Genomic DNA, 22363 nt, shown 5'->3' on the forward strand with positions numbered 1-22363 from the left:
ATGGCCGTCGACGCCACCGCGCACATCCACCCCACGGCCCTCGTCGAGCCCGGCGCCGAGATCGGCCCGCGTGTCCGCATCGGCCCGTTCTCGGTGATCGGCCCGCAGGTCGTGCTGGGCGAGGGCGTCGAGGTCAAGAGCCATGCGGTGATCACCGGCCGCACCCGGATCGGGCCCGAAACCGTGATCTTTCCCTTCGCCACCATCGGCGAGATCCCGCAGGATCTGAAATACCGCGGCGAAGAAACCGAACTGATCGTCGGCGCGCGCAACCGTATCCGCGAGGGCGTGACCATGAACACCGGCACCGAGGGCGGCGGCGGCATCACGCGGGTGGGCGACGATTGCCTGTTCATGACCGGCGCCCATGTCGGTCACGACGCGCAGGTGGGCAACCGGGTGATCCTGGCCAACGACGCGGCGCTGGCGGGCCATTGCATCCTCGAGGACGACGTGATCGTCGGCGGCCTGTCGGGCATCCACCAATGGGTGCGGATCGGCCGCGGCGCGATCATCGGCGCGGTGACCATGGTTGCCAACGACGTGATCCCCTACGGCCTGGTGCAGGGGCCGCGCGGGGTGCTCGACGGGCTGAACCTGGTGGGGCTGAAGCGCCGCGGCGTGGCGCGGGCGGATATCTCTGCGCTGCGCGCCGCCTACCGCGAGCTTGCCGAGGGCGAGGGTGCCTTTCAGGAACGCGCGCAACGCCTCGCCGAGGCCGACAGCGATTACGTGCGCGAGCTTGCCGCGTTCATCCTCGGCGACAGCGACCGCTCGTTCCTGACGCCGGGCTGAGCGGAGATGAGCGCGGGTCTTACAGCCATCGTGGCCGGGTGCGGGGCGCTGCCCCTCACGCTCGGGCGGCACCTGGCCGAGGCCGGGGCGCCCTTCGTCTTCGCGCCCGTCGACGGGTCCGGTGCCGAGGCCCCCGAGGGCTGGCAGACCGAACCCTTCCTCGTCGAGCGGCTGGCGCTGTTCTTCGACCGGCTGCATCAGATCGGCGCCACCCGCGTCGTGCTGGCCGGCGGCGTCACCCGCGCCCGGCTGGACCCCGAACGCATCGACCCGAAAACCGCGATGCTGCTGCCCAGGGTGCTGCCCGCACTGCAGCAGGGCGACGACGCGCTCCTTCGCGCGGTGATCGGGCTGTTCGAAGAGGAAGGCTTTGTTGTGGTCGGCGCCGAGACGATCGCGCCCGACCTGGTGCCGGCGCCGGGCCTGCTGGCCGGCCCCGCGCCCTCGCCGCAAGACGAAAAGGATGCCGCCCGCGCGGCCGAACTGGTGGCGCTGATCGGCGCGGCCGATGTGGGGCAGGGGGCGGTGGTGGCCCAGGGCCAGTGCCTCGCGCTCGAAACCCTGCCGGGCACCGACGCGATGCTGCGCTTTGTCGCCGGGGCGCGGCGCCCTGACACGCACGCCGCCAGGGGCGTGTTCTACAAGGCGCCCAAGCCGGGGCAGGAGCGCCGGGTCGATCTGCCCGCCATCGGCCCCGCCACCGTCGAGGCGGCCGCCCGGGCGGGGCTCGCCGGCATCGCCGTCGAGGCCGGCGGCGTGATGGTGCTCGACCGCGCCGCGAGCGTGGCCGCGGCCGAGGACGCGGGCCTCTTTCTCTGGGTCCGCCCCGCGTGAGGCGGTTCTTCCTCATCGCGGGCGAGCCGTCGGGCGACGCGCTGGGGGCCGCGCTGATGGCCGGGCTGAAAGAGCTTTGCCCGGGCGTGGCCTTCACCGGCGTGGGCGGCCCGCTGATGCAGGCCGAGGGGCTTGCCAGCCTCTTCCCGATGGAGGAGCTCTCGGTCATGGGCCTGGCCGAGGTCCTGCCGCGCTACCCCCAGCTCATGCGCCGGATCAAGCAATCGGCGCGCGCCGTGCTCGATGACAGCCCCGACGCGCTGATCACCATCGACAGCCCCGATTTCTCGCTGCGCGTCGCGCGCCGGGTCAAGGCGGCCAGCCATATCCGCACCGTGCATTACGTGGCCCCCACCGTCTGGGCCTGGCGCCCGCACCGGGCCGCCAAGATGGCCGAGATCGTCGACCAGGTGCTTGCGCTTTTCCCGTTCGAGCCGCCCTATCTGGAACGCGAGGGCATCCGCTGCGATTTCGTCGGCCACCCGGTCGCGGTGCAGCCGACGCCCACCGAGCGAGAGATCGCCGATCTCCGCGCCGCCCACGGCCTCGGGGCCGAGGCGCGGGTCTTGCTGGTGCTGCCGGGGTCGCGCGCGGGCGAGGTCGGCCGCCTCGCCCCTGTCTTCGGCGCGGCCATCGCCCCGGTGCTGGCGCGCCACCCGGCCCTGCGCGTCGCGGTGCCCGCCGCGCCGGCCGTGGCCGGCCTGGTAAAGGATCTGACAGCCGCCTGGCCCGGCGCGCCCGTCGTCATCGAACCCCGCAGCGCGGCCGAAAAACGCGCCTGCTTTGCTACGGCCGACGCCGCGCTCGCGGCCTCTGGCACCGTCTCGCTGGAACTCGCCGCGGCGGCCACCCCGATGGTTATCGCCTATGACATGGCCTGGCTCAGCCGCCAGGTCATCGCGCGGATGCTCAGGGTCGACACGGTGACGCTGGTCAACCTCGTCAGCGAACGCCCCGCCGTGCCCGAGTTTCTGGGCGCCGCGTGCAAGCCCGCGCCCATCGCCGCGGCGCTGATCGACCTGCTCGACGATGCCGAGGCCCGCGCCGGCCAGCTTGACGCCGCGCGCCTCACCATGGAGCGCCTGGGCCGCGGCGGCCCGCCGCCCGGCCTGCGCGCCGCACGCGCCGTGCTCGACGGGCTCGGCTGACCTCCGCGCGCGCCTTGCTTCTTCTTGGCGAAAATACCCACCTGCCGACGGCTGCCGCCAGAGCCGCCCTGCCGCAAAGGCGCTACCGCCCGTGCCAGATCCAGCCGCCGCCCAGCACCCGGCTGCTGCTGCCGGTTTCATAGACCACGCAGGCCTGGCCGGGGCTCACGCCTTCCTCGGGGGTCAGCAGCTCGACCTCGGCCTCGGTCTCCGACACCGGCCGCAGGATCGCCTCGCGCGGCGGGCGGGTCGAGCGCAGCTTGACCGCGACGTGCCATTCCGGCTTCGAGGTCAGCGGCGCATCGCCCAGCCAGTTGACCTCGCGCACCGGCACCGTGCGGGTGGCCAGCATCTCTTTCGGGCCAACGATGACCTGCCGCGCCTCGACATCCAGCCGCACCACGTAAAGCGGCTCGGCCAGCCCGCCGATGCCCAGGCCCCGGCGCTGGCCGATCGTGTAGTGGATCACGCCCTCATGCGCGCCCAGCACGCGGCCGTCCGCATGGACGATCTCGCCGGGTTCCGCCGCGCCGGGGCGCAGCTTTTCGATGACGCTGGCATAGTTGCCTTGCGGGACGAAGCAGATGTCCTGGCTGTCGGGCTTGTCGGCCACCGGCAGCCCGTATTTCGCCGCCAGCCCCCGCGTCGCCGCCTTGTCGGGCAGGTGCCCCAGCGGGAAGCGCAGGTATTCAAGCTGTTCGGGCGTGGTGGAGAACAGGAAATACGACTGGTCGCGCGCCGGGTCGGCCGCGCGATGCAGTTCGGGGCCGGCGGGCCCCATCCGGCGCTGGATATAATGGCCCGTGGCCATGCAGTCGGCCTCCAGGTCTTTCGCGGTTTCCAGCAGGTCGCGGAATTTCACCCGCTCGTTGCAGCGGATGCAGGGCACCGGCGTCGCGCCCGCAAGATAGCTGTCGGCGAACTCGTCGATCACCGCGTCGCGGAACACGTTCTCGTAGTCGAGCACGTAATGCGGAAAGCCCATTGCCTCGGCCACCCGGCGCGCGTCGTGGATGTCGCGGCCCGCGCAGCAGGCGCCTTTCTTGGCCAGCGCCGCGCCATGGTCGTAAAGCTGCAGTGTCACGCCCACCACGTCATAGCCTTCCTCGGCCAATTGCGCGGCCACGACCGAGCTGTCGACGCCGCCCGACATGGCCACGACCACGCGGGTCTCGGCCGGGGGTTTGGCGAAACCGAGGGAATTCAGCTGATCGGCGCTGTCGCGGGGCATGGCGGACTCCGGGGGGTGGTCCGGCGAAATATAGGAAAATGCGAGGCACTCACAACCCCCGGCTTCACCGCGCGTTAAAGCGTGCGGACCAGTCTCGCGCCATCCGAGAGAGGAGAGGCGCATGTATCTCAAGCGCGTGAACGGCCCGCGCACGGTGACCCTGCCCGACGGCAGCGCGATGAGCCGGGCCGACCTGCCCCCCGTCGATACCAGGCGCTGGGTCGCCCGTCGCAAGGCCGCCGTGGTCAGGGCGGTGGCCGCCGGGCTGATCGGCGAGGCCGAGGCGCTGGCGCGTTACGGGCTCTCGGAGGAAGAGTTCCAGGGCTGGAAACGCGCGGTCAGCGCCCACGGGATGGAGGGGCTCAAGGCCACGTTCCGGAAAGGGGGTGGACAACCCTGAATTGTATGGCTAGGTCTTTAACCATGATAACGTGCGCTTAACCATTATCCGGCACCGTTGCGCCAAGGTGCCCGACTGAAGCGGAGATTTACGGAATGCGCGTGCTTTTGGTGGAAGACGACCCGACGACGGCGAAAAGCATCGAGATGATGCTGACCCACGCCAACCTCAACGTTTACACGACCGATCTGGGGGAAGAGGGCGTCGATCTCGCCAAGCTCTACGATTACGACCTGATCCTGCTCGACCTGCATCTGCCCGACATGAACGGGCACGAGGTGGTGCGCCAGTTGCGCATGTCGCGTGTCGACACGCCGATCCTGATCCTGTCGGGCGCCGACGACACCGACAACAAGATCAAGGGGTTCGGCTTCGGCGCCGATGACTACCTGACCAAGCCCTTCCACCGCGACGAACTGGTGGCGCGCATCCACGCGATCATCCGGCGGTCCAAGGGCCACGCCCAGTCGATCATCCAGACCGGCCGGGTGGCGGTCAATCTCGACGCCAAGACCGCCGAGGTCGACGGGCAGGTGGTGCATCTGACCGGCAAGGAATACCAGATGCTCGAACTGCTCTCGCTGCGAAAGGGCACGACGCTGACCAAGGAGATGTTTCTCAACCATCTCTACGGCGGCATGGACGAGCCCGAACTGAAGATCATCGATGTCTTCATCTGCAAGCTGCGCAAGAAGCTGAGCCAGGCCACCGGCGGAGAGAACTACATCGAAACCGTCTGGGGGCGCGGCTATGTGCTGCGCGACCCCGAGCCGGTGAATTACAACCGCGGCGTCGCGCTGGGCGCCTGACCGGGCAGCCGGAGCCGCGAGGCATCTGGACCTCTTCCGGGTCTCTTCGTATCACATTGCGAGGACCAGCCGGGAGAGAGCGATGGCGCCCGAGACCCCCGTCGAAGATCTGACCGAGGCGCAGGCGCAGGCCGAACTGGCGCGCCTTGCCGAGGCCATCGCCGACGCCGACGCCGCCTATCATGGCGCCGACGCGCCGGTGATGGCGGATGCCGATTACGACGCGCTCAAGCGCCGGAACGCGGCGATCGAGGCGCGCTTTCCCGATCTCAAGCGCACCGACAGCCCGTCCGACCGCGTCGGCGCCGCGCCGTCCGAGGGCTTTGCCAAGGTGCGCCACGCGCGGCGGATGCTGTCGCTGGCCAATGCCTTCGAGGCCGACGAGATCGCCGAGTTCGACGCGCGCATCCGCCGTTACCTTGGCCTCGCCCCCGAGGACCCGCTGGCCTATACCGCCGAGCCCAAGATCGACGGCCTGTCGCTGAGCCTGCGCTACGAGGGCGGCGCGCTGGTGCAGGCCGCCACCCGCGGCGACGGCGAAGAGGGCGAGAACGTCACCGCCAACGCGCGCACCATCGACGACATTCCTACGCGTCTCGACGGCGCGCCCGACGTGCTGGAGGTACGCGGCGAGGTTTACATGGCGCATGCCGATTTCGAGGCGCTGAACGACCGCCAGGCCGAGGCCGGGGCCAAGACCTTTGCCAACCCGCGCAACGCGGCCGCCGGCTCCTTGCGCCAGCTCGACCCGTCCATCACCGCCGGCCGCCCGCTGAAATTCTTCGCCTATGGCTGGGGCGTGCTCAGCGCGCCGCTGGCCGACACGCAAAAGGGCGCCATCGACCGGCTGGCCGCGCTGGGCTTTCAGACCAACCCGCTGACGGCGCTCTGCGACGGGCCGGACGCGATGCTGGCCCATTACGCCGACATCGAACAGCGCCGCGCGACGCTGGGCTATGACATCGACGGGGTGGTCTACAAGGTGGACGATCTTGCGCTGCAGGACCGCCTCGGCTTCCGCTCGACCACGCCACGCTGGGCCATCGCCCACAAGTTTCCCGCCGAACTGGCCTGGACGCGGCTGGAAAAGATAGAGATCCAGGTGGGCCGCACCGGCGCGCTGAGCCCGGTGGCCCGTCTGCACCCGGTCACCGTGGGCGGCGTGGTGGTGTCCAACGCCACCCTGCACAACGAGGATTACATCGCCGGGCGCGACGCCAAGGGCAACGAGATCCGCGGCGGCAAGGACATCCGCGAGGGCGACTGGGTGCAGGTCTACCGCGCCGGCGACGTGATTCCGAAGGTGGCCGATGTCGACCTGTCGCAACGGCCCGAGGGCGCAGAGCCCTACCAATTCCCCGCCCTCTGCCCCGAATGCGGCTCGGAGGCCATCCGCGAAGAGGGCGACGCGGTGCGCCGCTGCACCGGCGGCCTGATCTGCCCGGCCCAGGCGGTGGAAAAGCTCAAGCATTTCGTCAGCCGCGGCGCCTTCGACATCGAGGGGCTGGGGGCCAAACAGGTCGAGATGTTTTATAACGACGAGACGCTGCCGATCCGCGAACCCGCCGATATCTTCACGCTGCAAGCGCGCGACGCCGAGACCGTCAGCAAGCTGAAAAACCGCGAAGGCTGGGGCGAGAAATCGGCCGCCAACCTATTCGCCGCCATCGACGCGCGGCGCACCATCCCGCTGGACCGGCTGATCTTTGCCCTCGGGATTCGTCACGTGGGCGAAAGCGCGGCCGAGCTGCTGGCGCGCAACTACCTGACATGGGAGGCCTTCGAGACGGCGATGACCGAGGCCACCGTCGGCGAGGGGCCCGAATGGGACTACCTGCTGTCCATCGACGGGGTCGGAAAGGTGATGGCGCAATCGCTGATCACCGCGTTCCACCAGCCCGCCGAACGCGCCTCGATCGAACGGCTGGCGCGGCACCTGACGGTGCAAGAGGCCGCGCCGCGCGGCGCGGTCGACAGCCCGGTGGCGGGCAAGACCGTGGTCTTCACCGGCACGCTGGAAAAGATGACGCGGGCCGAGGCCAAGGCGCGGGCCGAGGCGTTGGGGGCCAAGGTCTCGGGCTCGGTGTCGAAAAAGACCGACCTGCTGGTGGCCGGCCCCGGTGCGGGGTCGAAGGCCAAGAAGGCCGCCGAGCTGGGCATCGAGACGCTCGACGAAGACGGCTGGCTTGCGCTGATCGGCGGGACATGAGCGGGCGGCCCGACATCCTGTTCCCGCTCTTTGCAGAGCTTGAGGGGCTCGACGGGGTCGGCCCCAAAACCGCCAAGCTGTTCGCCCAGATGGGCGTCGAGAAACCCCGCGACCTGCTTTTCACCTTGCCCCATTCGGGCGTCGACCGGCAGCGCCGCGCCTCGATCCGCGAGGTCAGCCCGGGCGAGGTGGCCACCGTCGAGGTGCTGATCGGCGAGCATGACCCGCCGCGCAGCCCCGGCCGGCCCTACCGGGTCAACGTCCAGGACGAGGCCGCCAGCTTTCAGCTGGTCTTCTTCCACGCGAAATCCGATTACCTGCGCCGGCAACTGCCGGCGGGCCAGCGCCGGGTGGTTTCGGGCAAGGTCGAGCTCTTCGACGGCCGCGCGCAGATGGCGCATCCCGATCACATGCTGCGCCCCGAAGAGGCCGACACGATCCCGGCGTTCGAGCCCGTCTATCCGCTGACCGCCGGCCTGACCCAGCGGGTGGTGGCCCGCGCGGTGGCCGGGGCGCTGGACCGGCTGCCCGATCCGGCCGAATGGATCGACCCCGCGCTGGTCGAACGCGAGGGATGGCCGCACTGGGCCGCGGCGCTCAGGGCCGCGCATGGCCCGGCCTCTGCCGCCGACCTGGCCGCCACCGCGCCGGCGCGCCAGCGGCTGGCCTATGACGAGCTTTTCGCCCACCAGATGACGCTGGCCCTGGCGCGCCAGTCGGTGCGGCGCGGCCACGGGCGGCCCACCGCGGGCGACGGGCATCTGCGCACCCGCGTGCTGGCCGCGCTGCCCTACAGCCCCACCGGCGCGCAAAGCCGCGCGCTCGACGAGATCGCCGCCGATATGGGCCGCGACCGGCGGATGAACCGGCTGTTGCAGGGCGACGTGGGCGCGGGCAAGACGTTGGTCGCCTTCATGGCGCTGCTGGTCGCGGTCGAGGCGGGCGGGCAGGGGGTGATGATGGCGCCCACCGAGATCCTGGCGCGACAGCACCACGAGAGCCTGCGGCCGCTGGCCGAAAGTGCCGGCATCCGGCTGGCCCTGCTGACCGGCCGCGACCGCGGCGCCGACCGGCAGGACAAGCTGTCCGCGCTGGCAGAGGGGCGCATCGACGTGCTGGTGGGCACCCATGCGGTGTTCCAGCGCGACGTGGCGTTTCACGACCTGCGCCTGGCGGTGGTGGACGAACAGCACCGCTTCGGCGTCGCCCAGCGGATGGAACTGGCGAAAAAGGGCCACGGCGCGCATGTGCTGGTGATGACGGCCACCCCGATCCCCCGGTCGCTGGCGCTGGCCACCTATGGCGACATGGATGTCTCGGTGCTGGACGAAAAACCGCCCGGGCGGCTGCCGGTCAAAACCGCTTTGGTCTCGACCGCGCGGATGGACGAGGTGGTGGCCCATCTCAGGCGCGCCATCGAAGAGGGACGCCAGGCCTATTGGGTCTGCCCGCTGGTCGAGGAATCGGAAAGCGTCGACATGACCGCGGCGGAAGAGCGGTTCAAGCGGCTCAGGGCCAGCCTGGGCGAGGGGCGCGTGGGGCTGGTGCACGGCCAGATGCCCGGGGCGGACAAGGACGCCGCGATGGCGCGATTCGTCGTGGGCGACACGGCGGTGCTGGTGGCGACGACCGTGATCGAGGTGGGGGTGAACGTGCCCAACGCGTCGATCATGGTGATCGAGCGGGCCGAGAATTTCGGGCTGGCCCAGCTGCACCAGCTGCGCGGCCGGGTGGGGCGCGGCGCGGCGGCCTCGACCTGCCTGTTGATGTATCAGCCGCCCCTGGGCGAGAGCGCGCGGCGGCGGCTGGAGATTCTGCGCGAGACCGAGGACGGGTTCCGCATCGCCGAGGAAGACCTCGCCATGCGCGGCGCCGGCGATCTGATCGGGACCGCGCAATCGGGCCTGCCGCGGTTCCGCATCGCCGACCTGGAGCGGCAGGCGGCGCTGATGGCCGTGGCGCAAAGCGACGCGCGGCGCCTGCTGGCCGAGGATTCGGCGCTGGAGGGCGCCCGCGGCCAGGCGGTGCGCGTGCTGCTCTGGCTGATGGAGCAGGACCGGGCGATCCGCCTGATTTCGGTGGGTTAGCCGGTTTGTTCTCGCGTGTTCACGGATGTTCCTAAAAAGTTCTTTACACGGCTGGACAAATATGAGAACAAAAGGTCAACAAGAGGTTAATCAGGGAGCCCACCGATGCTGACCGAGTTGAAGACCGTGATCGCCCGGTCCCAGGCGACGCTGCTGCAGGATGCCGCCGGCGCAGCCGCGCTGATGGTGATGCTCGTCGTCGGGCTGCACCTGCCCGGGCTCGTCTGACCCGACGTCAAGGTTCTGCCTGCGATCTGTGCCAGACCCCCGCGCATCGATGCCCCAAACCCGATGCGCCGTCGCGTTTACTTTCTGTCCCCACGCGGCAAAGGTCCGTTCCCGCCCGGAACGCACAGATACGCCCCTTGCCGCCGCCGCTGTCCCCACAGCGTGCGGCGGTTTTTTTTTGATCTGTCGGGGATCAGGCGCAGGCCGACTCGCGCGCGGCGTCCAGCGCCTCGAGCGTGGCCTCGAGGCTGAGCATGATCGAGGCGTGGCGGTTTTTGTAGTCGCGCGCGGGCATCAGCGCCTCGAGCCCGTCAAAGGGCGGGGCGGGGGGCGGGCCGTCGGACTTGAGCATCGCCTTGAGCTGGTCGCGGGCCTGTTCGACCTCGTCCCGGCTGCGCCCGATGGCGTTGGCGCCCACGACCGCGGCCGCCGCCTGGCCCAGCGCGCAGGCCTTGACGTCCTGGCCGAACGCGGTGATGCGGCCCTCGGCATCGATGTTCAGATCGACCGTGACCGTCGAGCCGCAAAGCGGCGAACGCTTGCGCGCACTGCCCATCGGCGCCTCGAGCCGGCCCAGATGGGGGATGTCGGCGGCAAGCGTCAGGATGCGCTGGGAATAGAGCTTGATCAGGTCGGTCTCGTCGCTCATGGCTTTTCCTCGGGTCGGATTTTCTATACCTAACCTGCCCGAAACGGTTTTCAAAGGAGCCGCCATGGCATTTGACCCCGCAAGCTTGTGCTACGATGCACAGGGCCTGATCCCCGCCATCGCCCAGGCCGAGGACGGACAGGTGCTGATGATGGCGTGGATGAACGCCGAGGCGGTGGCACGCACCCTGCAAACCGGGCGCGTCACCTACTGGTCGCGTTCGCGCCAGGCGTTCTGGGTGAAGGGCGAGACCAGCGGCCACGTGCAGCGGCTGGTCGATTTCCGGGTCGATTGCGACCGCGATTGCCTGCTGCTGGTCGTCGACCAGCGGGGGCCGGCCTGCCACACCAACCGGCAAAGCTGTTTTTTCACGGCTGTCCGCGATGGCGCGGAAGTGGAACTGATGGCGCCGGTGGCGGGCTAGCCTCTGGGTATTTTTGCCAAGAAGAAGCAGGGCGGGCCGCCTAGAGCCCGAGCATGACACGGATATCGGCGGGCGTTGCGCCGTCGGCGCGGTTGGTGGCGATGGCGCGGGCGTCGTCGCGCTTGGCCAGCCGCGTGCCGGTGTCGTCGGTGATCAGCCGGTGGTGATGATAGGCCGGCACCGGAAGGCCGAGGAGCGTTTGCAGCAGGACGTGGATCGGCGTGGCTTCAAAAAGGTCGAGGCCGCGGACCACCTCGGTGATGGCCTGGTGGGCGTCATCGACCACGACGGCGATATGGTAAGAGGTGCCGATATCGCGCCGCGCCAGCACCACATCGCCGACCGCGGCGCGCAGCGCCGCGGGGTCGAGCGGGTGGCGGCCGGCATGGGCCGGGCCGGTTTCGGTAAAGCCGGGCAGCGCGGCATCGAGATGGGCGAGGGCCGCCTCCATGTCGAGGCGGACGGCGTCGCCCGGTCCGGCCTCGGCCATCGGGCGGGCGCGGCAGGTGCCGGGATAGACCGGGCCCGCGGGGCCGTGCGGCGCCGAGACCGCGGCGCGGATGTCGCGGCGGGTGCAGCGGCAAGGATAGGTGAGCCCCATCTCGGCAAGGCGGGCGAGCGCGGCGGCGTAGGCGTCCAGCCGGTCGGACTGGCGCAGCACCGGTTCGGGCCAGCCCAGCCCCAGCCAGGCAAGGTCGTCGTAGATCTGCGCCTCGAAGCCGGGTTTGCAGCGGGGGCGGTCGATATCCTCGATCCGAAGCAGGAAGGTGCCGTCCCGCGCGCGGGCCCGGTCAAACGCCGTGAGCGCCGAGAACGCGTGGCCCAGATGCAGGGGCCCGGTGGGCGACGGCGCGAAACGGGTCCGGTAATTCACGTCTTTTCAAGAATATAGACCGTGGAGTTCAGACCTATCTCGGGGATGTGGTCACCCTTTTCGGCGTGCAGCAGCCGGAAGGCGCCGGTATCCAGCAGCTCGTTGAGGTGGCCGGTATAGGCGGGATCGGCGAGCGCGTGATCGTTGAAGGAGAACGCGAGCCGCCCGCCGCGGGAGAGCGCGCCGGCCATCGCGTAAAGCAGCTCGGGACCGCCCGCGCCGGGGCTGACCACGCCGACCGCGGCGATGGTGGCGTAGCCGTCGGGCAGCGGCGCGTCGGGGTCGGTGACCCAGAGCTTGCGATAGACGCCCTTGGCGCGCGCGGCGTCGAGCATGCCGGCAGAGAGGTCGGTGCCGTCGATCGTCTGAAAGCCCTCGGCGCGCATCGCCTCTGCCGACAGCCCGGTGCCGCAGCCGAGGTCGAGCACGGGCTCCTTGCAGCCGGTCTTGGCCATGGCGCGGGCCACCCGGCCCGGTGTGGCATAGCCGTTTTCGACGAGTTCGGCGTCGTAGCTGTCGGCCCAGGCGTCGTAGAGCGTTTCGACCTCGTCGCGCGTTTCGACGTCGTAGACTTTGTTCAGGAACTTTTTCTGTGCCATGGCGGCAGGGTAACAGCCCGGTTCAGGCCGCGTCCAGCCGCGCGGCAGAAAGCCACGCCGTCCAGGCCGCCTTGGCCCGGTCGGTATAGGCCTTGTAGCGGTCGCGCCGCCCGCGCCGGCCGCCCTTGAGGCCCTCGACCGGGGGAAAGAGGCCGAAATTGACGTTCATCGGCTGAAAGGTCTTGGCCTCCGCGCCGCCGGTGATGTGGGTGAGAAGCGCGCCGATGGCGGTGACCGCGGGCACCTCGGGCAGGGCGCAGCCGGCGATCTCGGCGGCGGCGAGGCGGCCGGCCAGCAGGCCCATCGCCGCGCTTTCCACGTAGCCCTCGACCCCGGTGATCTGCCCGGCAAAGCGGATATGGGGGCGCGATTTCAGCCTCAGCTGGGCATCGAGCAGGGTCGGCGCGTTGAGGAACGTGTTGCGGTGGATCCCGCCGAGGCGTGCAAACCGGGCCTCTTCGAGGCCGGGAATCATACGGAAAACATCGGCTTGTGCGCCGTATTTCATCTTGGTCTGAAAGCCCACGATATTGTAGAGCGTGCCCAGTGCATTGTCGCGGCGCAACTGGACGATGGCGTGGGGCTTGACCTCGGGCGCATGGGGGTCGGTCAGGCCGACCGGCTTCATCGGGCCGTGGCGGAGCGTTTCGCGCCCGCGCTCGGCCATGACCTCGATCGGCAGGCAGCCGTCGAAATAGCCGGCTGTCTCGCCCTCGTGAAACGCGGTCTTTTCCGCGGCCAGGAGGGCGTCGATGAAAGCCTCGTACTGGGCGCGGTCCATCGGGCAGTTGAGATAGGCGGTGCGCTCTTCCTCGGTTTCGCCCTTGTCATAGCGCGACTGGAACCAGGCCTTGGTCATGTCGACGCTGTCGGCGTAGACGATCGGCGCGATGGCATCGAAAAAGGCCAGGGCGTCGGTGCCGGTGGCGGTTCGTATCGCTTCGGCCAGCGCGCCGGAGGTCAGCGGACCGGTGGCGAAAATCCAGCGCCCATCCTCTGGAAGATCCGTGATTTCAGAGACTTCCACGCTGATCCTGGGGTGGGATACCAGCCGCGCTGTCACGGCCTGGGCAAAGCCGTCGCGGTCCACGGCCAGCGCGCCGCCGGCGGGCAGGCGGTTGGCGTCGGCCATCTCCATGATCAGCCCGCCGGCCTGGCGCATCTCCCAGTGGAGCAGGCCCACGGCGTTTTGCTCGTCATCGTCGGAACGGAAGGAATTGGAACAGACCATCTCGGCCAGATGGCCGGTGCGGTGGGCGAAGGTGCCGGTCTGGGGGCGCATTTCGTGGATGACCACGTAGACGCCGGCCTGTGCCGCCTGCCAGGCGGCCTCGGCGCCGGCCATGCCGCCGCCCACGATGTGAAGTGTCTCTGCCATGGGCGGGATGTAGCGGCCCGGCCCCGCGAAGGAAAGGGCTCAGGCCGATTGGCGCCGGTTCGGCGGGTCGAAGGCGACGACGGTATCGGCCGCGCCATCCGCCGCGGGCTCGGGCGGGTCGATGAGGTCGGGCCGCGGCCGGCGGGGTTTGACCGGCGTGTCGACGGTGACGCGGCGCGGCATGATCCGCCGCAAGGCGCGGCGCGCGTTGGGCCGGCCGCCGGGCGGGGCGGTCAGCGCCACCAGCGCCAGCGCGCCGACCATGGCGAGATCTGACCAAAGCGGTTCGATCACGACGGGCGCACCGGCCAGCCCGCCATGGCTGACAAGCGCGGTCCAGACCGTGTGGACCGCCAGCAGCAGCGCCGCCGGGCGCACGTAGCGGCCGACGAAGATGGCAAAGCCGGTGAGCCAGACAAGACCCGCGGAGGTCCAGGCGGCCCAGCCCTCGGGCAGCACCAGTGCGATCAGCGCGGTGGCGTCGGGGTCGACCACCAGGCCCGAGCCGTGGGCGATGAAATAGGACGCGATCAGCATCCGTGCCGCGGCGAGGGCGGCGGTGCCGGAGGGGCGCATGGCAGTGGAGGTGCGGTTCATTGCGGCTTTCCGGTTTCGCGATCCGGGATCATCCCGGGCAGGATTGAAGGTGAAATCTGACAAGAACCGGGCGGAATGCGGGCGGCTTTGCGCCGGACGCTGCGACATGATGCCGGGCGCGTTCACGGGCGGTGTGACACGGCAGATGCGCCGTTGGGCGGCGGGCAGGGCGGCTTCAGACCGGGACCGACCAACCGCCGCGATACATGCACCAGCGTCCGCCGCCAACCACCGCAAGGGCGCTTCCGATTAACCCGACCGCGATGATCAGCCACATTACCGGCGCGCCGTGCGACAGGTCATCCTGACCCAACAGCCCGTGGGCCACGAACAGCGTGCCGCCCAGCACGGCCACCACGCGGGTCCGCAGCCCGAAGGCCAGCCATATCACCGTCACCACAAGCAGTGCATGAACGGCGATGGTCTGCGCCTCAAGTTCGTCCGGCAGGTAGCTCTTGCCAAGGACATGAGAGATCGTGGGCGGGATGACATGCCACGCGAAGATCAGCGCCATGGTCCATCGCAAACCGGCCGCCAAGGTGTCGATAAATATCCGCATCGGGAACCTGCTCTGTTTTTTTTCCACTTCTAGGAGAGTGCCTGTAGAGCATTGAGTTGGCAAGGTTGCATCCTGCAAAGCCGCAATTGCGATTTTGTGCAGCGCCGTTCAGCCGGAGAACATGTAGCGGTCGATCCATGCTACGACCTGGGCCAGCAGCGGGTCGCCCCGGCGGCTTTCGTGATAGGCCAGCCAGAGCGGCGCCTGAAGGGGCGGTCCGTCGGGATCGAGCCGTTCCAGGTCGTCGTCCGCATCGCCGATGACCAGGGGCAACGGCCCGTTCAGGCGCGCGCCCTTCATCGCTTCGCGTACATGAGCGATCTGGTCGACCCGAACGCGGGGCGGTTCGTCGAAATACGCGCGTGCCATCTGCATCACGGGATAGCGATCGTGCCGCTCGGTCAGGCCGATCCAACCGCTTTGGGTCTCGGTCCCGCACGGCCGGTACAGTGCATAGTCGAGCTCGCCCAGGCGTTTGGCGATCAGCCGGCCCTGATCGATCGGCAAAAAGGTCATGACGATATCGTAAGGGCCCAGGCCTTCGCCGAAAACGCGGTGGTCGATTGTCAGGCTCAGGTTGGGAAGGGCGCTCAGCAGGTTGCGGAGGTTGGGAAGCATGAAGTTGGACGCGATCACGGGCGGCATGCCGACCGAGATCGAACTCGCCCCGGCGGTGTGGCTGGCGCGCGCGTTCACGACGCTTTGGAGGTCCTGCTGAAAGCGTTCAGCGGCCTCGATCAGGGGCAGGATGGCCGGGTTCGTCGTCCAGCCATCGGACGTGCGGTAAAAAACCGGTTCGCCGAAAGCCTCGGTGAGCCGGTCAAGGCGGCGCGAGACCGTCGCCGCGTTGCTGTTCAGTTCGCGTGCCGCACCGGACATCGTGCCATTGCGCGCGACCGCCGCGAGAATGCGCAAGTCATCCCAGTAGTTTTCCACTGATCCCCCCGTCGGACGACGCGCGCAGACCTGTTTTTATCTCTTTCAGGGAGTAATTGCGCGCCTCGTCGCCTCAGGGTAGCACGAAGAGGCCGGCCCGCAAGGACGAAGCGCCATTTTTCGTTGCGTTTGCGGGCCTCGATGCGGCTGCGTCAGCCGGTTTCGTCCTCCGGCTCCTCGCCCTGGTCGGCGATCCAGGCGACCGAGACCACAAGCTCGTCCTTGCCGGTGTTGAACACCTTGACGCCGCCCGCGCTGCGCGAGCGGAACGAGATGCCCTCGACCGGGCAGCGGATCGACTGGCCGGTCGAGGTAGCCAGCATGATCTGGTCGTCGATCTCGACCGGGAAGCAGGCCACCAGGGGGCCGCCGCGCAGCCCCTTGTCGATCGCCTGCACGCCCTGGCCGCCGCGGCCGCGCACGGGATAGTCGTGCGACGAGCTGAGCTTGCCGGTGCCGCCCGCGGTGATGGTCAGGATCAGGTCTTCGGCCGCCGACATCTCGGCATAGCGATCCGGCGAAAGCTGCCCGCCGGCAACGGTCTCGTCGTCCTCGTCGGGCTCTTCCTCGTCGGTCAGGCCGGCCATCAGGCGGCGCTGCTTGAGGTAGGCGGTACGCTCTTCGGAACTGGCCTCGAAATGACGGATGACCGACATCGAGACGACCTTGTCGCCGCCCAGCAGACGGATACCGCGCACGCCCACCGAACTGCGGCTGTTGAACACCCGCACGTCGGTGGTGGGAAAGCGGATCGCCCGGCCGAGCGCGGTGACCAGCATCACGTCGTCGTCCTCGGAACAGATGCGCGCGTTGATCAGCCGGGTTTCGGCGTGCTCGTCCTCGAATTTCATCGCGATCTTGCCGTTGCGCATCACGTTGGTGAAATCCGACAGCCGGTTGCGCCGCACCGTGCCCGCCGAGGTGGCGAACACGATCTGCAATTCGTCCCATTCCTCTTCGGGCCGGTCCACGGGCATGATCGCCGCGACCGAGACGCCGGTCGGGATCGGCAGGATGTTGACGATGGCCTTGCCCTTGGCGGTGCGTCCGCCTTGCGGCAGGCGCCATGTCTTCAGCTTGTAGACCATGCCGGCGGTGGTGAAGACCAAAAGCGGCGTGTGGGTGTTGGCCACGAACAGCGTGGTCACCACGTCCTCGTCCTTGGTCTGCATGCCGCTCAGGCCCTTGCCGCCGCGGCGCTGCGCGCGGAACTCGCCCAGCGGCGTGCGCTTGATATAGCCGGACTGGGTGACGGTCACGACCATGTCTTCGCGCTCGATCAGGTCCTCGTCGTCCATGTCGCCGGCCCAGTCGATGATCTCGGTGCGGCGGGGGACGGCGAACTCTTCCTTAACCTTGGTCAACTCGCCGGCGATGATCTCCATGATCCGGTCGCGCGAACGCAAGATGTCGAGGTAATCCTTGATCTTGGCGGCCAGCTCTTCCAGCTCGTCGGTAACTTCCTTGACGCCCAGCTGGGTGAGACGTTGCAGGCGCAGATCGAGGATCGCGCGGGCCTGCGCCTCGGACAGGTTGTAGGTGCCGTCCTCGTTGATCGTGTGCGTCGGGTCGTCGATCAGGCGGATGTAGTCGGCGATCTCGTGCGCCGGCCAGCGCCGTTCCATCAGCTTTTCACGGGCCTCGCTCGCATCCGCCGAAGACCGGATCGCGGCGACAACCTCGTCCACGTTCGACACCGCGACGGCAAGACCGCACAGGATATGGCTGCGCTCGCGCGCCTTTCTCAGCTCGTAGGCGGTGCGCCGTGCCACGACCTCTTCGCGGAAATCGATGAACGCGGCGAGGAACCCCCGGATCGTCAGCGTCTCGGGCCGCCCGCCGTTCAGCGCCAGCATGTTGCAGCCAAACGATGTCTGCATCGGGGTAAAGCGGTAAAGCTGGTTCAGCACCACGTCGGGCGTGGCGTCACGCTTCAGCTCGATCACCACGCGCACGCCGACCCGGTCGGATTCGTCCTGCACATGGGCGATGCCCTCGATCTTCTTCTCGCGCACCAGGTCGGCGATCTTTTCGATCATCGAGGCCTTGTTCACCTGGTAGGGGATCTCGTCCAGAACGATGGCGTAGCGGTCCTTGCGCAGCTCTTCTATCCGGGTCTTGGCGCGGATGATGACGCTGCCGCGCCCTTCCAGGTACGCCTTACGCGCGCCAGACCGGCCGAGGATCACGCCGCCGGTTGGGAAATCGGGGCCGGGGATGTATTCCATCAACTGTTCGGAGCCGAGGTCGGGCGCTTCGATCAGCGCCAGCGTCGCGTCGATCACCTCGCCCAGGTTGTGCGGCGGGATGCGGGTGGCCATGCCCACCGCGATGCCTTCTGCCCCGTTGACCAGCATGTTGGGGAAGCGCGCGGGCAGGACCGTGGGCTCGTTGCGCTCGTTGGCGTAGTTCGGGATGAAATCGACGGTATCCTTGTCGATATCGGTCAAAAGTTGCTCGGCGACCTTGGCCAGCCGGCTTTCGGTATAGCGGTAGGCCGCGGCCGGGTCGCCGTCCATCGAGCCGAAATTGCCCTGACCGTCGATCAGCGGCACCGACATCGAGAAATCCTGTGCCATGCGCACCAGCGATTCATAGACCGCCGAGTCGCCGTGGGGGTGATAGCGGCCCATCACGTCGCCCACGGCGGTGGCGCATTTGCGGTAGGGCTTGTTGTGGGTCTGGCCGTTTTCCCAAAGCGTATAAAGAATGCGCCGGTGCACGGGTTTCAGGCCGTCGCGCAGATCGGGGATCGCGCGGCTGACGATGACGCTCATCGCGTAATCCATGAAGGAGGTCTTCATCTCCTCCTCGATGGAAATCCGCGGGCCGAGGTGGCGCCCCGGATCGGGTGCCATTTCGTCTTCGTTATCAGGAGGTTCCGGCGTGTCGTTCACGTTTTTGTCCGCCCTTTCGCCTGCGCGCTATATCTTGTTGCGGGCACTCTATCAGAACCTTCATGTTGGGTGCAACTGCCGCTGGACGCACTGCTCGGCAGCCCCCGGGGTAGAGTGCTAACACACTGTTTTCGTTGAAAAGCCGGCACGATCGGGCATCATTTCACGAGGATACGCAAACAGGAGACATCACCGTGCACAAATCGGAAACCGAGCTTATGCTGAAAGGCTATGGTCTGACCACGGCCGAATTCTTCTACCGGATGCCCGATCACCTGAACGTCCTGAACACCTTCATCTGGCAGGATTACGACCTCGCGCCCGACCACCCGCGGCTGTTCAGCTTCATCGAGTTCTGGCAGGAAGAAATCGAAGGGCCGCTGCATTCGGTCCGCTTTACACATCGCAAGATGATTTCCCCCGGCGAGTGGCGCAACGTGGTGGGCGAGTTCACGCTGCACTGAACCCCTGCCGGCTTTTCACCGCCGCCAGGACCCAGAGCGCGGCCAGCACGGCCGAGCCCAGAGCGTTGTAGCTGGCCATCGAAAGGCCGAAGAGCGACCACGCCACCTCGTCGCACAGGACCACGGCAGAGGCGGCGTCGAGGTTCAGCAACTCGTCGCCAGAGAGCCCGCCAAGGCCGCCGCCCGACGACGTGCACGAGGCCGGGCCGGGCCACCACGCCCGCTCGACCCCGGTGTGGTAGACCCCCAGACCCGTCGAGACGGTCATCGTACCCGCGCCGGCCATCGGCATCAGCCGCCCGCCCAGCAAAAAAGCCAGTACCGCGATCAACGGCGCCAGCGCATGGGGCCAGCGCTGCCACAGGCACAGCGCGCAGGGCGCGTAGCCGAAGACGTACTGAAAGACGAAAGCCCCCAGCAGCACGGCCACCGACCCGGCGGCGGCAATCAGGATCAGTCGATTACGCGTCATAGGTATTTCACCATATATAGCCCGCCCAGCAGCAGAGCCACGAAGAGGGTGAAGAGCAAGCCCAGATACCGCTCGATGAAATCACGGATCGGCGTGCCGAACTTCCACAGCAGCGCCGCGACGATGTAAAAGCGCAGGCCGCGGGCGATGATGCTGGCCACCATGAACACGCCGAGGTTCAGCCCGGTCGTGCCCGACAGGATGGTAATCACCTTGTACGGGAAGGGCGTGACGCCCGCCACCAGCACCGCCCAGGCGCCCCATTCGTTATAGCGCTCGCGGAACGTCTCGAAATAGACGTCCTTTCCGTAGAACTCCAGCACCGGGCGGCCGACGCTCTCGAACAGGCCCCAGCCGATGTAGTAGCCCAAGAGCCCGCCCAGCACCGAGCCCACCAGCGCCACCCCGGCGACCACCCACGCGCGCGCGGGTCGCGCCAGGATCATCGGAATCATCAGCACGTCCGGCGGGATCGGGAAAACCGAGCTTTCGACGAAGGCCACGGCAAAGAGCGCCCAAAGCGCGTGCGGGCTTTCGGCAAGCGAAAGCGTCCAGTCGTAGAGCCGTCTCAGCATCGGCGCCTCCTGCCGGGGTCAGGGCCCATGCATCATGGGCGCGGCGCGGGGTCAAGAGGCTGTCCAGGACAGGCGGTGCGCTGTATTATTGGCACGAACGGCAGGGGGGGGACGTGGCATGAAATGGCAGGGGCGGCGCGGCAGCCGCAACATAGAGGACCGCCGCCGGGCCGGCGGTGCGGCACGGGCGGGCGGCATCGGCGGCCTTGGCATCCTGGCCATCGTGGTGATCGGCTGGCTGCTGGGCGTCGACGTCACGCCGCTACTGGTCGGGCAGCAGGGTGTTCAGCAGGCCCCGCAGGCCAGCAGCGCCGAGCTGACCGAGGCCGACCGCGCCGCCGGGCAGTTCGTCTCGGTCACGCTGGCCGATACCGAAGAGATCTGGGGCGCCATCTTTGCCCGGATGGGCGAAACCTACGACCCGCCGGTGCTGGTGCTTTTCAAAGGTGTCACCAACTCGCCCTGCGGCGGGGCCAGCGGCGCGACCGGGCCCTTCTACTGTCCCATCGACCGCAAGGTTTATCTCGACACGGCCTTTTTCTCCACGCTGTCGCGCCGGATGGGTGCGGGCGGCGATTTCGCCGCCGCCTATGTGGTGGCCCACGAGGTGGCGCATCATGTGCAGAACGAGCTGGGCATCTTGCAGCAGACCAACGCCGCGCGGGCGCGGATGGGGCAGGCGGAGGCCAACGGGGTCTCGGTGCGGGTCGAGCTGCAGGCCGATTGCCTGGCGGGCGTCTGGGCGGCCAATGCCCAGTCCCGCTTCGGCAGCCTGGAGCCGGGCGACATCCAAGAGGCGATGAACGCGGCCTCGCGGATCGGCGACGACACGCTCCAGCGCAGCGCCGGGCGCGTGCCGATGCCCGACAGCTTTACCCACGGCACCTCGGACCAGCGCCAGCGCTGGTTCGCCCGTGGGCTGCAATCGGGCGACCCCGGCGCCTGCGACACCTTCGCGGCAGACCGCCTCTGACCGGGCCCCGCGCGCGGGCCGTTGACCGGGCCGCGCGGTCGGGCTAAACCGCTGCGGCACGGGCCCGAGTGGCGGAATGGTAGACGCAGGGGATTCAAAATCCCCCGCCGCAAGGCGTGCCGGTTCGAGTCCGGCCTCGGGTACCACATTGAAAAACCTTGTGGCCATTTGCCGGGCTTTGAACGGCAGCGATCGTTGCGGCCGGCATCGCCTGTCAGGGGTATTCGTCCGCGCGCGCCGATGACATCTCGCGGAACCGTTCGAAGAGCATCAGGTATTCCGCCGGGATGTCACGATAGGATAGCAGGCCCGCAACATTGCCGTCTTCGATGACCGGCAAGTGCCGGAACTCGATGCCGAGCCTGGCTTCGAGGGCTTCGGAGATCGGGGCATCGACATCCACCGTCACGGGATCGCGCGTCATGATCTCTTCGGCGGTCGTCGTGTCGACCGGCATATCGCCCGCCACGGCGCGAAACACGATATCGCGCTCTGAAACGATTCCGACCAGCCGGACGTCTTGCATGACGACGACAGCGCCGACATGGTGCTCGGCCATCAACCGGGCGATGTCCGGCAGCGTCGTGTCCGGACCGACCCGATGCAAGGGTCGCGTGGCCAGGATCTTGCGGATGGTCGTGGTGCTCATGAACATGCCCGTGAAACGACGTTGGCAGCCGACGCTAGCGCGCTCGCGCCGCCACGGCAACCGGATGCAAGGCATCCCGCATGGGCGCATTTTTCCGGGGCCGGCCGGAAAGGCTTGAACGGGCATTGATTTTTCCAAAGAGCGCGCGGCCATTATCGGGGACGTCCGCCCTGGAAGGGGAGATCGCAGGGCACACTACCGCGCCAACGGCGTTTCCCCGGATGCGGGCTCAAAAGGCGTTGCCCCCTTCGCCGCGCCCCTGAAGCGATCTCGACCTCGTGTCCCGCTTCTTGGTGTTCAGCGCGTTGTCGTCGACAACAAGGACCGGCGACGCGATCTGCCAACAGGGCGGCAATTCATCAAATCGCAAGGTTTAACAGGACCGGGCAAAGGGGCGATTCGCCGCACGCCTGGCGGGTTTGTGCCCGCTGCGGCATCAATCATTGCGAACGCGCGGGATTGGCGCGCGTCTGGGGTCAATCCCCCGAAATCCGCGGCGCGCCCCAATTCGGCCACATTGAGGCGGAAATCGGGCCGCGCCGCCGGGCGGAGTTTGGAAACAGTCGAAAAGCGCGG

General features: G+C 68.3%; 23 protein-coding genes and 1 tRNA gene. 12 read left to right on the forward strand and 12 right to left on the reverse strand.

Annotation, left to right across the window (positions count from 1 at the left end):
• Genes lpxA through lpxB form a run of 3 tightly spaced genes read left to right on the forward strand, consistent with a single transcriptional unit; the run spans nucleotide 1 to nucleotide 2777 of the window.
• Nucleotides 1–795: an acyl-ACP--UDP-N-acetylglucosamine O-acyltransferase gene (gene lpxA, locus Ga0609869_RS11405; protein ID WP_125403250.1), complete on the forward strand. Its 795-nt coding sequence runs from the start codon at nucleotides 1–3 to the stop codon at nucleotides 793–795.
• Between the two features lie 6 nt (nucleotides 796–801).
• A complete protein-coding gene (locus Ga0609869_RS11410) occupies nucleotides 802–1629 on the forward strand; it encodes an LpxI family protein (RefSeq protein ID WP_125403249.1) in 828 nt (275 codons plus the stop codon).
• A complete protein-coding gene (gene lpxB, locus Ga0609869_RS11415) occupies nucleotides 1626–2777 on the forward strand; it encodes a lipid-A-disaccharide synthase (RefSeq protein WP_125403248.1) in 1152 nt (383 codons plus the stop codon). Before Ga0609869_RS11410 ends, lpxB begins: the two co-directional genes overlap by 4 nt.
• 82 nt (nucleotides 2778–2859) lie before the next feature.
• Here lpxB and mnmA read toward each other — a convergent pair whose 3' ends face one another.
• Entirely contained in the window at nucleotides 2860–4008 is a 1149-nt protein-coding gene (gene mnmA, locus Ga0609869_RS11420; protein ID WP_125403247.1) for a tRNA 2-thiouridine(34) synthase MnmA, read from the reverse strand.
• A gap of 121 nt (nucleotides 4009–4129) precedes the next feature.
• On the opposite strand from mnmA, the gene sciP reads away from it, so the two are divergent.
• The 5 genes from sciP to Ga0609869_RS11445 all read left to right on the forward strand — a co-directional run bounded on the left by sciP (nucleotide 4130) and on the right by Ga0609869_RS11445 (nucleotide 9741).
• Nucleotides 4130–4408: a CtrA inhibitor SciP gene (sciP, locus tag Ga0609869_RS11425; protein ID WP_125403246.1), complete on the forward strand. Its 279-nt coding sequence runs from the start codon at nucleotides 4130–4132 to the stop codon at nucleotides 4406–4408.
• 95 nt (nucleotides 4409–4503) lie between these two features.
• Nucleotides 4504–5217: a response regulator transcription factor CtrA gene (gene ctrA / locus Ga0609869_RS11430; RefSeq protein WP_125403245.1), complete on the forward strand. Its 714-nt coding sequence runs from the start codon at nucleotides 4504–4506 to the stop codon at nucleotides 5215–5217.
• Nucleotides 5218–5299: 82 nt separating this feature from the next.
• Nucleotides 5300–7426 carry an NAD-dependent DNA ligase LigA gene (ligA, locus tag Ga0609869_RS11435; protein WP_125403244.1) on the forward strand — a complete coding sequence of 709 codons (2127 nt, stop codon included), beginning with the start codon at nucleotides 5300–5302 and terminating at the stop codon, nucleotides 7424–7426.
• Complete coding sequence (gene recG, locus Ga0609869_RS11440; protein ID WP_125403243.1) at nucleotides 7423–9513, forward strand: ATP-dependent DNA helicase RecG; 2091 nt, start codon at nucleotides 7423–7425, stop codon at nucleotides 9511–9513. Before ligA ends, recG begins: the two co-directional genes overlap by 4 nt.
• A 105-nt stretch (nucleotides 9514–9618) precedes the next feature.
• Nucleotides 9619–9741 carry a hypothetical protein gene (locus tag Ga0609869_RS11445; RefSeq protein WP_281273237.1) on the forward strand — a complete coding sequence of 41 codons (123 nt, stop codon included), beginning with the start codon at nucleotides 9619–9621 and terminating at the stop codon, nucleotides 9739–9741.
• A 193-nt stretch (nucleotides 9742–9934) separates the two neighbouring features.
• Here Ga0609869_RS11445 and Ga0609869_RS11450 read toward each other — a convergent pair whose 3' ends face one another.
• Complete coding sequence (locus tag Ga0609869_RS11450) at nucleotides 9935–10390, reverse strand: iron-sulfur cluster assembly scaffold protein (protein ID WP_125403242.1); 456 nt, start codon at nucleotides 10388–10390, stop codon at nucleotides 9935–9937.
• A 64-nt stretch (nucleotides 10391–10454) separates the two neighbouring features.
• On the opposite strand from Ga0609869_RS11450, the gene hisI reads away from it, so the two are divergent.
• On the forward strand, nucleotides 10455–10814 hold the full coding sequence (gene hisI / locus Ga0609869_RS11455) for a phosphoribosyl-AMP cyclohydrolase (RefSeq protein WP_125403241.1): 360 nt from the start codon (nucleotides 10455–10457) through the stop codon (nucleotides 10812–10814).
• Between the two features lie 40 nt (nucleotides 10815–10854).
• On the opposite strand, the gene gluQRS is transcribed toward hisI, so the two are convergent.
• From gluQRS to gyrA, 7 genes are all read right to left on the reverse strand, one after another.
• Nucleotides 10855–11688, reverse strand: a complete 834-nt coding sequence (gene gluQRS, locus Ga0609869_RS11460; protein ID WP_125403240.1) for a tRNA glutamyl-Q(34) synthetase GluQRS — start codon at nucleotides 11686–11688, stop codon at nucleotides 10855–10857.
• Entirely contained in the window at nucleotides 11685–12287 is a 603-nt protein-coding gene (locus Ga0609869_RS11465; protein ID WP_125403239.1) for a class I SAM-dependent DNA methyltransferase, read from the reverse strand. The genes gluQRS and Ga0609869_RS11465 overlap by 4 nt, the downstream gene beginning before the upstream one ends.
• A gap of 22 nt (nucleotides 12288–12309) precedes the next feature.
• Nucleotides 12310–13665, reverse strand: a complete 1356-nt coding sequence (gene trmFO / locus Ga0609869_RS11470) for a methylenetetrahydrofolate--tRNA-(uracil(54)-C(5))-methyltransferase (FADH(2)-oxidizing) TrmFO (RefSeq protein ID WP_125403238.1) — start codon at nucleotides 13663–13665, stop codon at nucleotides 12310–12312.
• A 39-nt stretch (nucleotides 13666–13704) separates the two neighbouring features.
• Entirely contained in the window at nucleotides 13705–14262 is a 558-nt protein-coding gene (locus Ga0609869_RS11475; protein ID WP_170168739.1) for a DoxX family protein, read from the reverse strand.
• Between the two features lie 175 nt (nucleotides 14263–14437).
• Nucleotides 14438–14848 (reverse strand): hypothetical protein, encoded by a 411-nt coding sequence (locus Ga0609869_RS11480; protein ID WP_369022860.1) that lies wholly within the window; start codon nucleotides 14846–14848, stop codon nucleotides 14438–14440.
• Between the two features lie 81 nt (nucleotides 14849–14929).
• On the reverse strand, nucleotides 14930–15736 hold the full coding sequence (locus tag Ga0609869_RS11485) for a LysR family transcriptional regulator (RefSeq protein ID WP_125403235.1): 807 nt from the start codon (nucleotides 15734–15736) through the stop codon (nucleotides 14930–14932).
• Nucleotides 15737–15909: 173 nt separating this feature from the next.
• Nucleotides 15910–18654, reverse strand: coding sequence for a DNA gyrase subunit A (gyrA, locus tag Ga0609869_RS11490; RefSeq protein WP_245972082.1), 2745 nt, complete (start codon nucleotides 18652–18654; stop codon nucleotides 15910–15912).
• A gap of 194 nt (nucleotides 18655–18848) precedes the next feature.
• On the opposite strand from gyrA, the gene Ga0609869_RS11495 reads away from it, so the two are divergent.
• A complete protein-coding gene (locus Ga0609869_RS11495; RefSeq protein WP_125403234.1) occupies nucleotides 18849–19118 on the forward strand; it encodes an usg protein in 270 nt (89 codons plus the stop codon).
• Here Ga0609869_RS11495 and Ga0609869_RS11500 read toward each other — a convergent pair.
• Together Ga0609869_RS11500 and Ga0609869_RS11505 are read right to left on the reverse strand one after the other, a co-directional pair.
• Nucleotides 19105–19590, reverse strand: coding sequence for a disulfide bond formation protein B (locus Ga0609869_RS11500; RefSeq protein WP_125403233.1), 486 nt, complete (start codon nucleotides 19588–19590; stop codon nucleotides 19105–19107). The genes Ga0609869_RS11495 and Ga0609869_RS11500 overlap by 14 nt on opposite strands.
• Entirely contained in the window at nucleotides 19587–20165 is a 579-nt protein-coding gene (locus tag Ga0609869_RS11505; RefSeq protein WP_125403232.1) for a YqaA family protein, read from the reverse strand. Before Ga0609869_RS11505 ends, Ga0609869_RS11500 begins: the two co-directional genes overlap by 4 nt.
• Nucleotides 20166–20283: 118 nt before the next feature.
• Here Ga0609869_RS11505 and ypfJ point away from each other — a divergent pair, with 118 nt between their 5' ends.
• The gene (gene ypfJ / locus Ga0609869_RS11510) at nucleotides 20284–21138 is read left to right on the forward strand and encodes a KPN_02809 family neutral zinc metallopeptidase (RefSeq protein ID WP_125403231.1); all 855 of its coding nucleotides are present in this window, start codon (nucleotides 20284–20286) and stop codon (nucleotides 21136–21138) included.
• Between the two features lie 62 nt (nucleotides 21139–21200).
• Nucleotides 21201–21284, forward strand: a tRNA-Leu gene (locus Ga0609869_RS11515).
• Between the two features lie 68 nt (nucleotides 21285–21352).
• Here Ga0609869_RS11515 and Ga0609869_RS11520 read toward each other — a convergent pair.
• Nucleotides 21353–21793 carry a CBS domain-containing protein gene (locus tag Ga0609869_RS11520; RefSeq protein ID WP_170168738.1) on the reverse strand — a complete coding sequence of 147 codons (441 nt, stop codon included), beginning with the start codon at nucleotides 21791–21793 and terminating at the stop codon, nucleotides 21353–21355.
• Nucleotides 21794–22363 lie beyond the last annotated feature (570 nt).

Source organism: Rhodovulum iodosum (assembly GCF_041020385.1).
Classification (GTDB): Bacteria; Pseudomonadota; Alphaproteobacteria; order Rhodobacterales; family Rhodobacteraceae; genus Rhodovulum; species Rhodovulum iodosum.

What these genes read in the sequence shown, in the direction of transcription:
- hisI (WP_125403241.1), top strand. Translation starts at nt 10,455, where the DNA reads ATGGCATTTGACCCCGCAAGCTTGTGCTACGATGCACAGGGCCTGATC.
- ctrA (WP_125403245.1), top strand. Translation starts at nt 4,504, where the DNA reads ATGCGCGTGCTTTTGGTGGAAGACGACCCGACGACGGCGAAAAGCATC.
- mnmA (WP_125403247.1), bottom strand. Translation starts at nt 4,008, where the DNA reads ATGCCCCGCGACAGCGCCGATCAGCTGAATTCCCTCGGTTTCGCCAAA.
- sciP (WP_125403246.1), top strand. Translation starts at nt 4,130, where the DNA reads ATGTATCTCAAGCGCGTGAACGGCCCGCGCACGGTGACCCTGCCCGAC.
- Ga0609869_RS11465 (WP_125403239.1), bottom strand. Translation starts at nt 12,287, where the DNA reads ATGGCACAGAAAAAGTTCCTGAACAAAGTCTACGACGTCGAAACGCGC.
- Ga0609869_RS11410 (WP_125403249.1), top strand. Translation starts at nt 802, where the DNA reads ATGAGCGCGGGTCTTACAGCCATCGTGGCCGGGTGCGGGGCGCTGCCC.
- Ga0609869_RS11520 (WP_170168738.1), bottom strand. Translation starts at nt 21,793, where the DNA reads ATGTTCATGAGCACCACGACCATCCGCAAGATCCTGGCCACGCGACCC.
- Ga0609869_RS11500 (WP_125403233.1), bottom strand. Translation starts at nt 19,590, where the DNA reads ATGACGCGTAATCGACTGATCCTGATTGCCGCCGCCGGGTCGGTGGCC.
- ligA (WP_125403244.1), top strand. Translation starts at nt 5,300, where the DNA reads ATGGCGCCCGAGACCCCCGTCGAAGATCTGACCGAGGCGCAGGCGCAG.
- Ga0609869_RS11475 (WP_170168739.1), bottom strand. Translation starts at nt 14,262, where the DNA reads ATGAACCGCACCTCCACTGCCATGCGCCCCTCCGGCACCGCCGCCCTC.
- Ga0609869_RS11450 (WP_125403242.1), bottom strand. Translation starts at nt 10,390, where the DNA reads ATGAGCGACGAGACCGACCTGATCAAGCTCTATTCCCAGCGCATCCTG.
- trmFO (WP_125403238.1), bottom strand. Translation starts at nt 13,665, where the DNA reads ATGGCAGAGACACTTCACATCGTGGGCGGCGGCATGGCCGGCGCCGAG.
- recG (WP_125403243.1), top strand. Translation starts at nt 7,423, where the DNA reads ATGAGCGGGCGGCCCGACATCCTGTTCCCGCTCTTTGCAGAGCTTGAG.
- Ga0609869_RS11505 (WP_125403232.1), bottom strand. Translation starts at nt 20,165, where the DNA reads ATGCTGAGACGGCTCTACGACTGGACGCTTTCGCTTGCCGAAAGCCCG.
- lpxA (WP_125403250.1), top strand. Translation starts at nt 1, where the DNA reads ATGGCCGTCGACGCCACCGCGCACATCCACCCCACGGCCCTCGTCGAG.
- Ga0609869_RS11445 (WP_281273237.1), top strand. Translation starts at nt 9,619, where the DNA reads ATGCTGACCGAGTTGAAGACCGTGATCGCCCGGTCCCAGGCGACGCTG.
- ypfJ (WP_125403231.1), top strand. Translation starts at nt 20,284, where the DNA reads ATGAAATGGCAGGGGCGGCGCGGCAGCCGCAACATAGAGGACCGCCGC.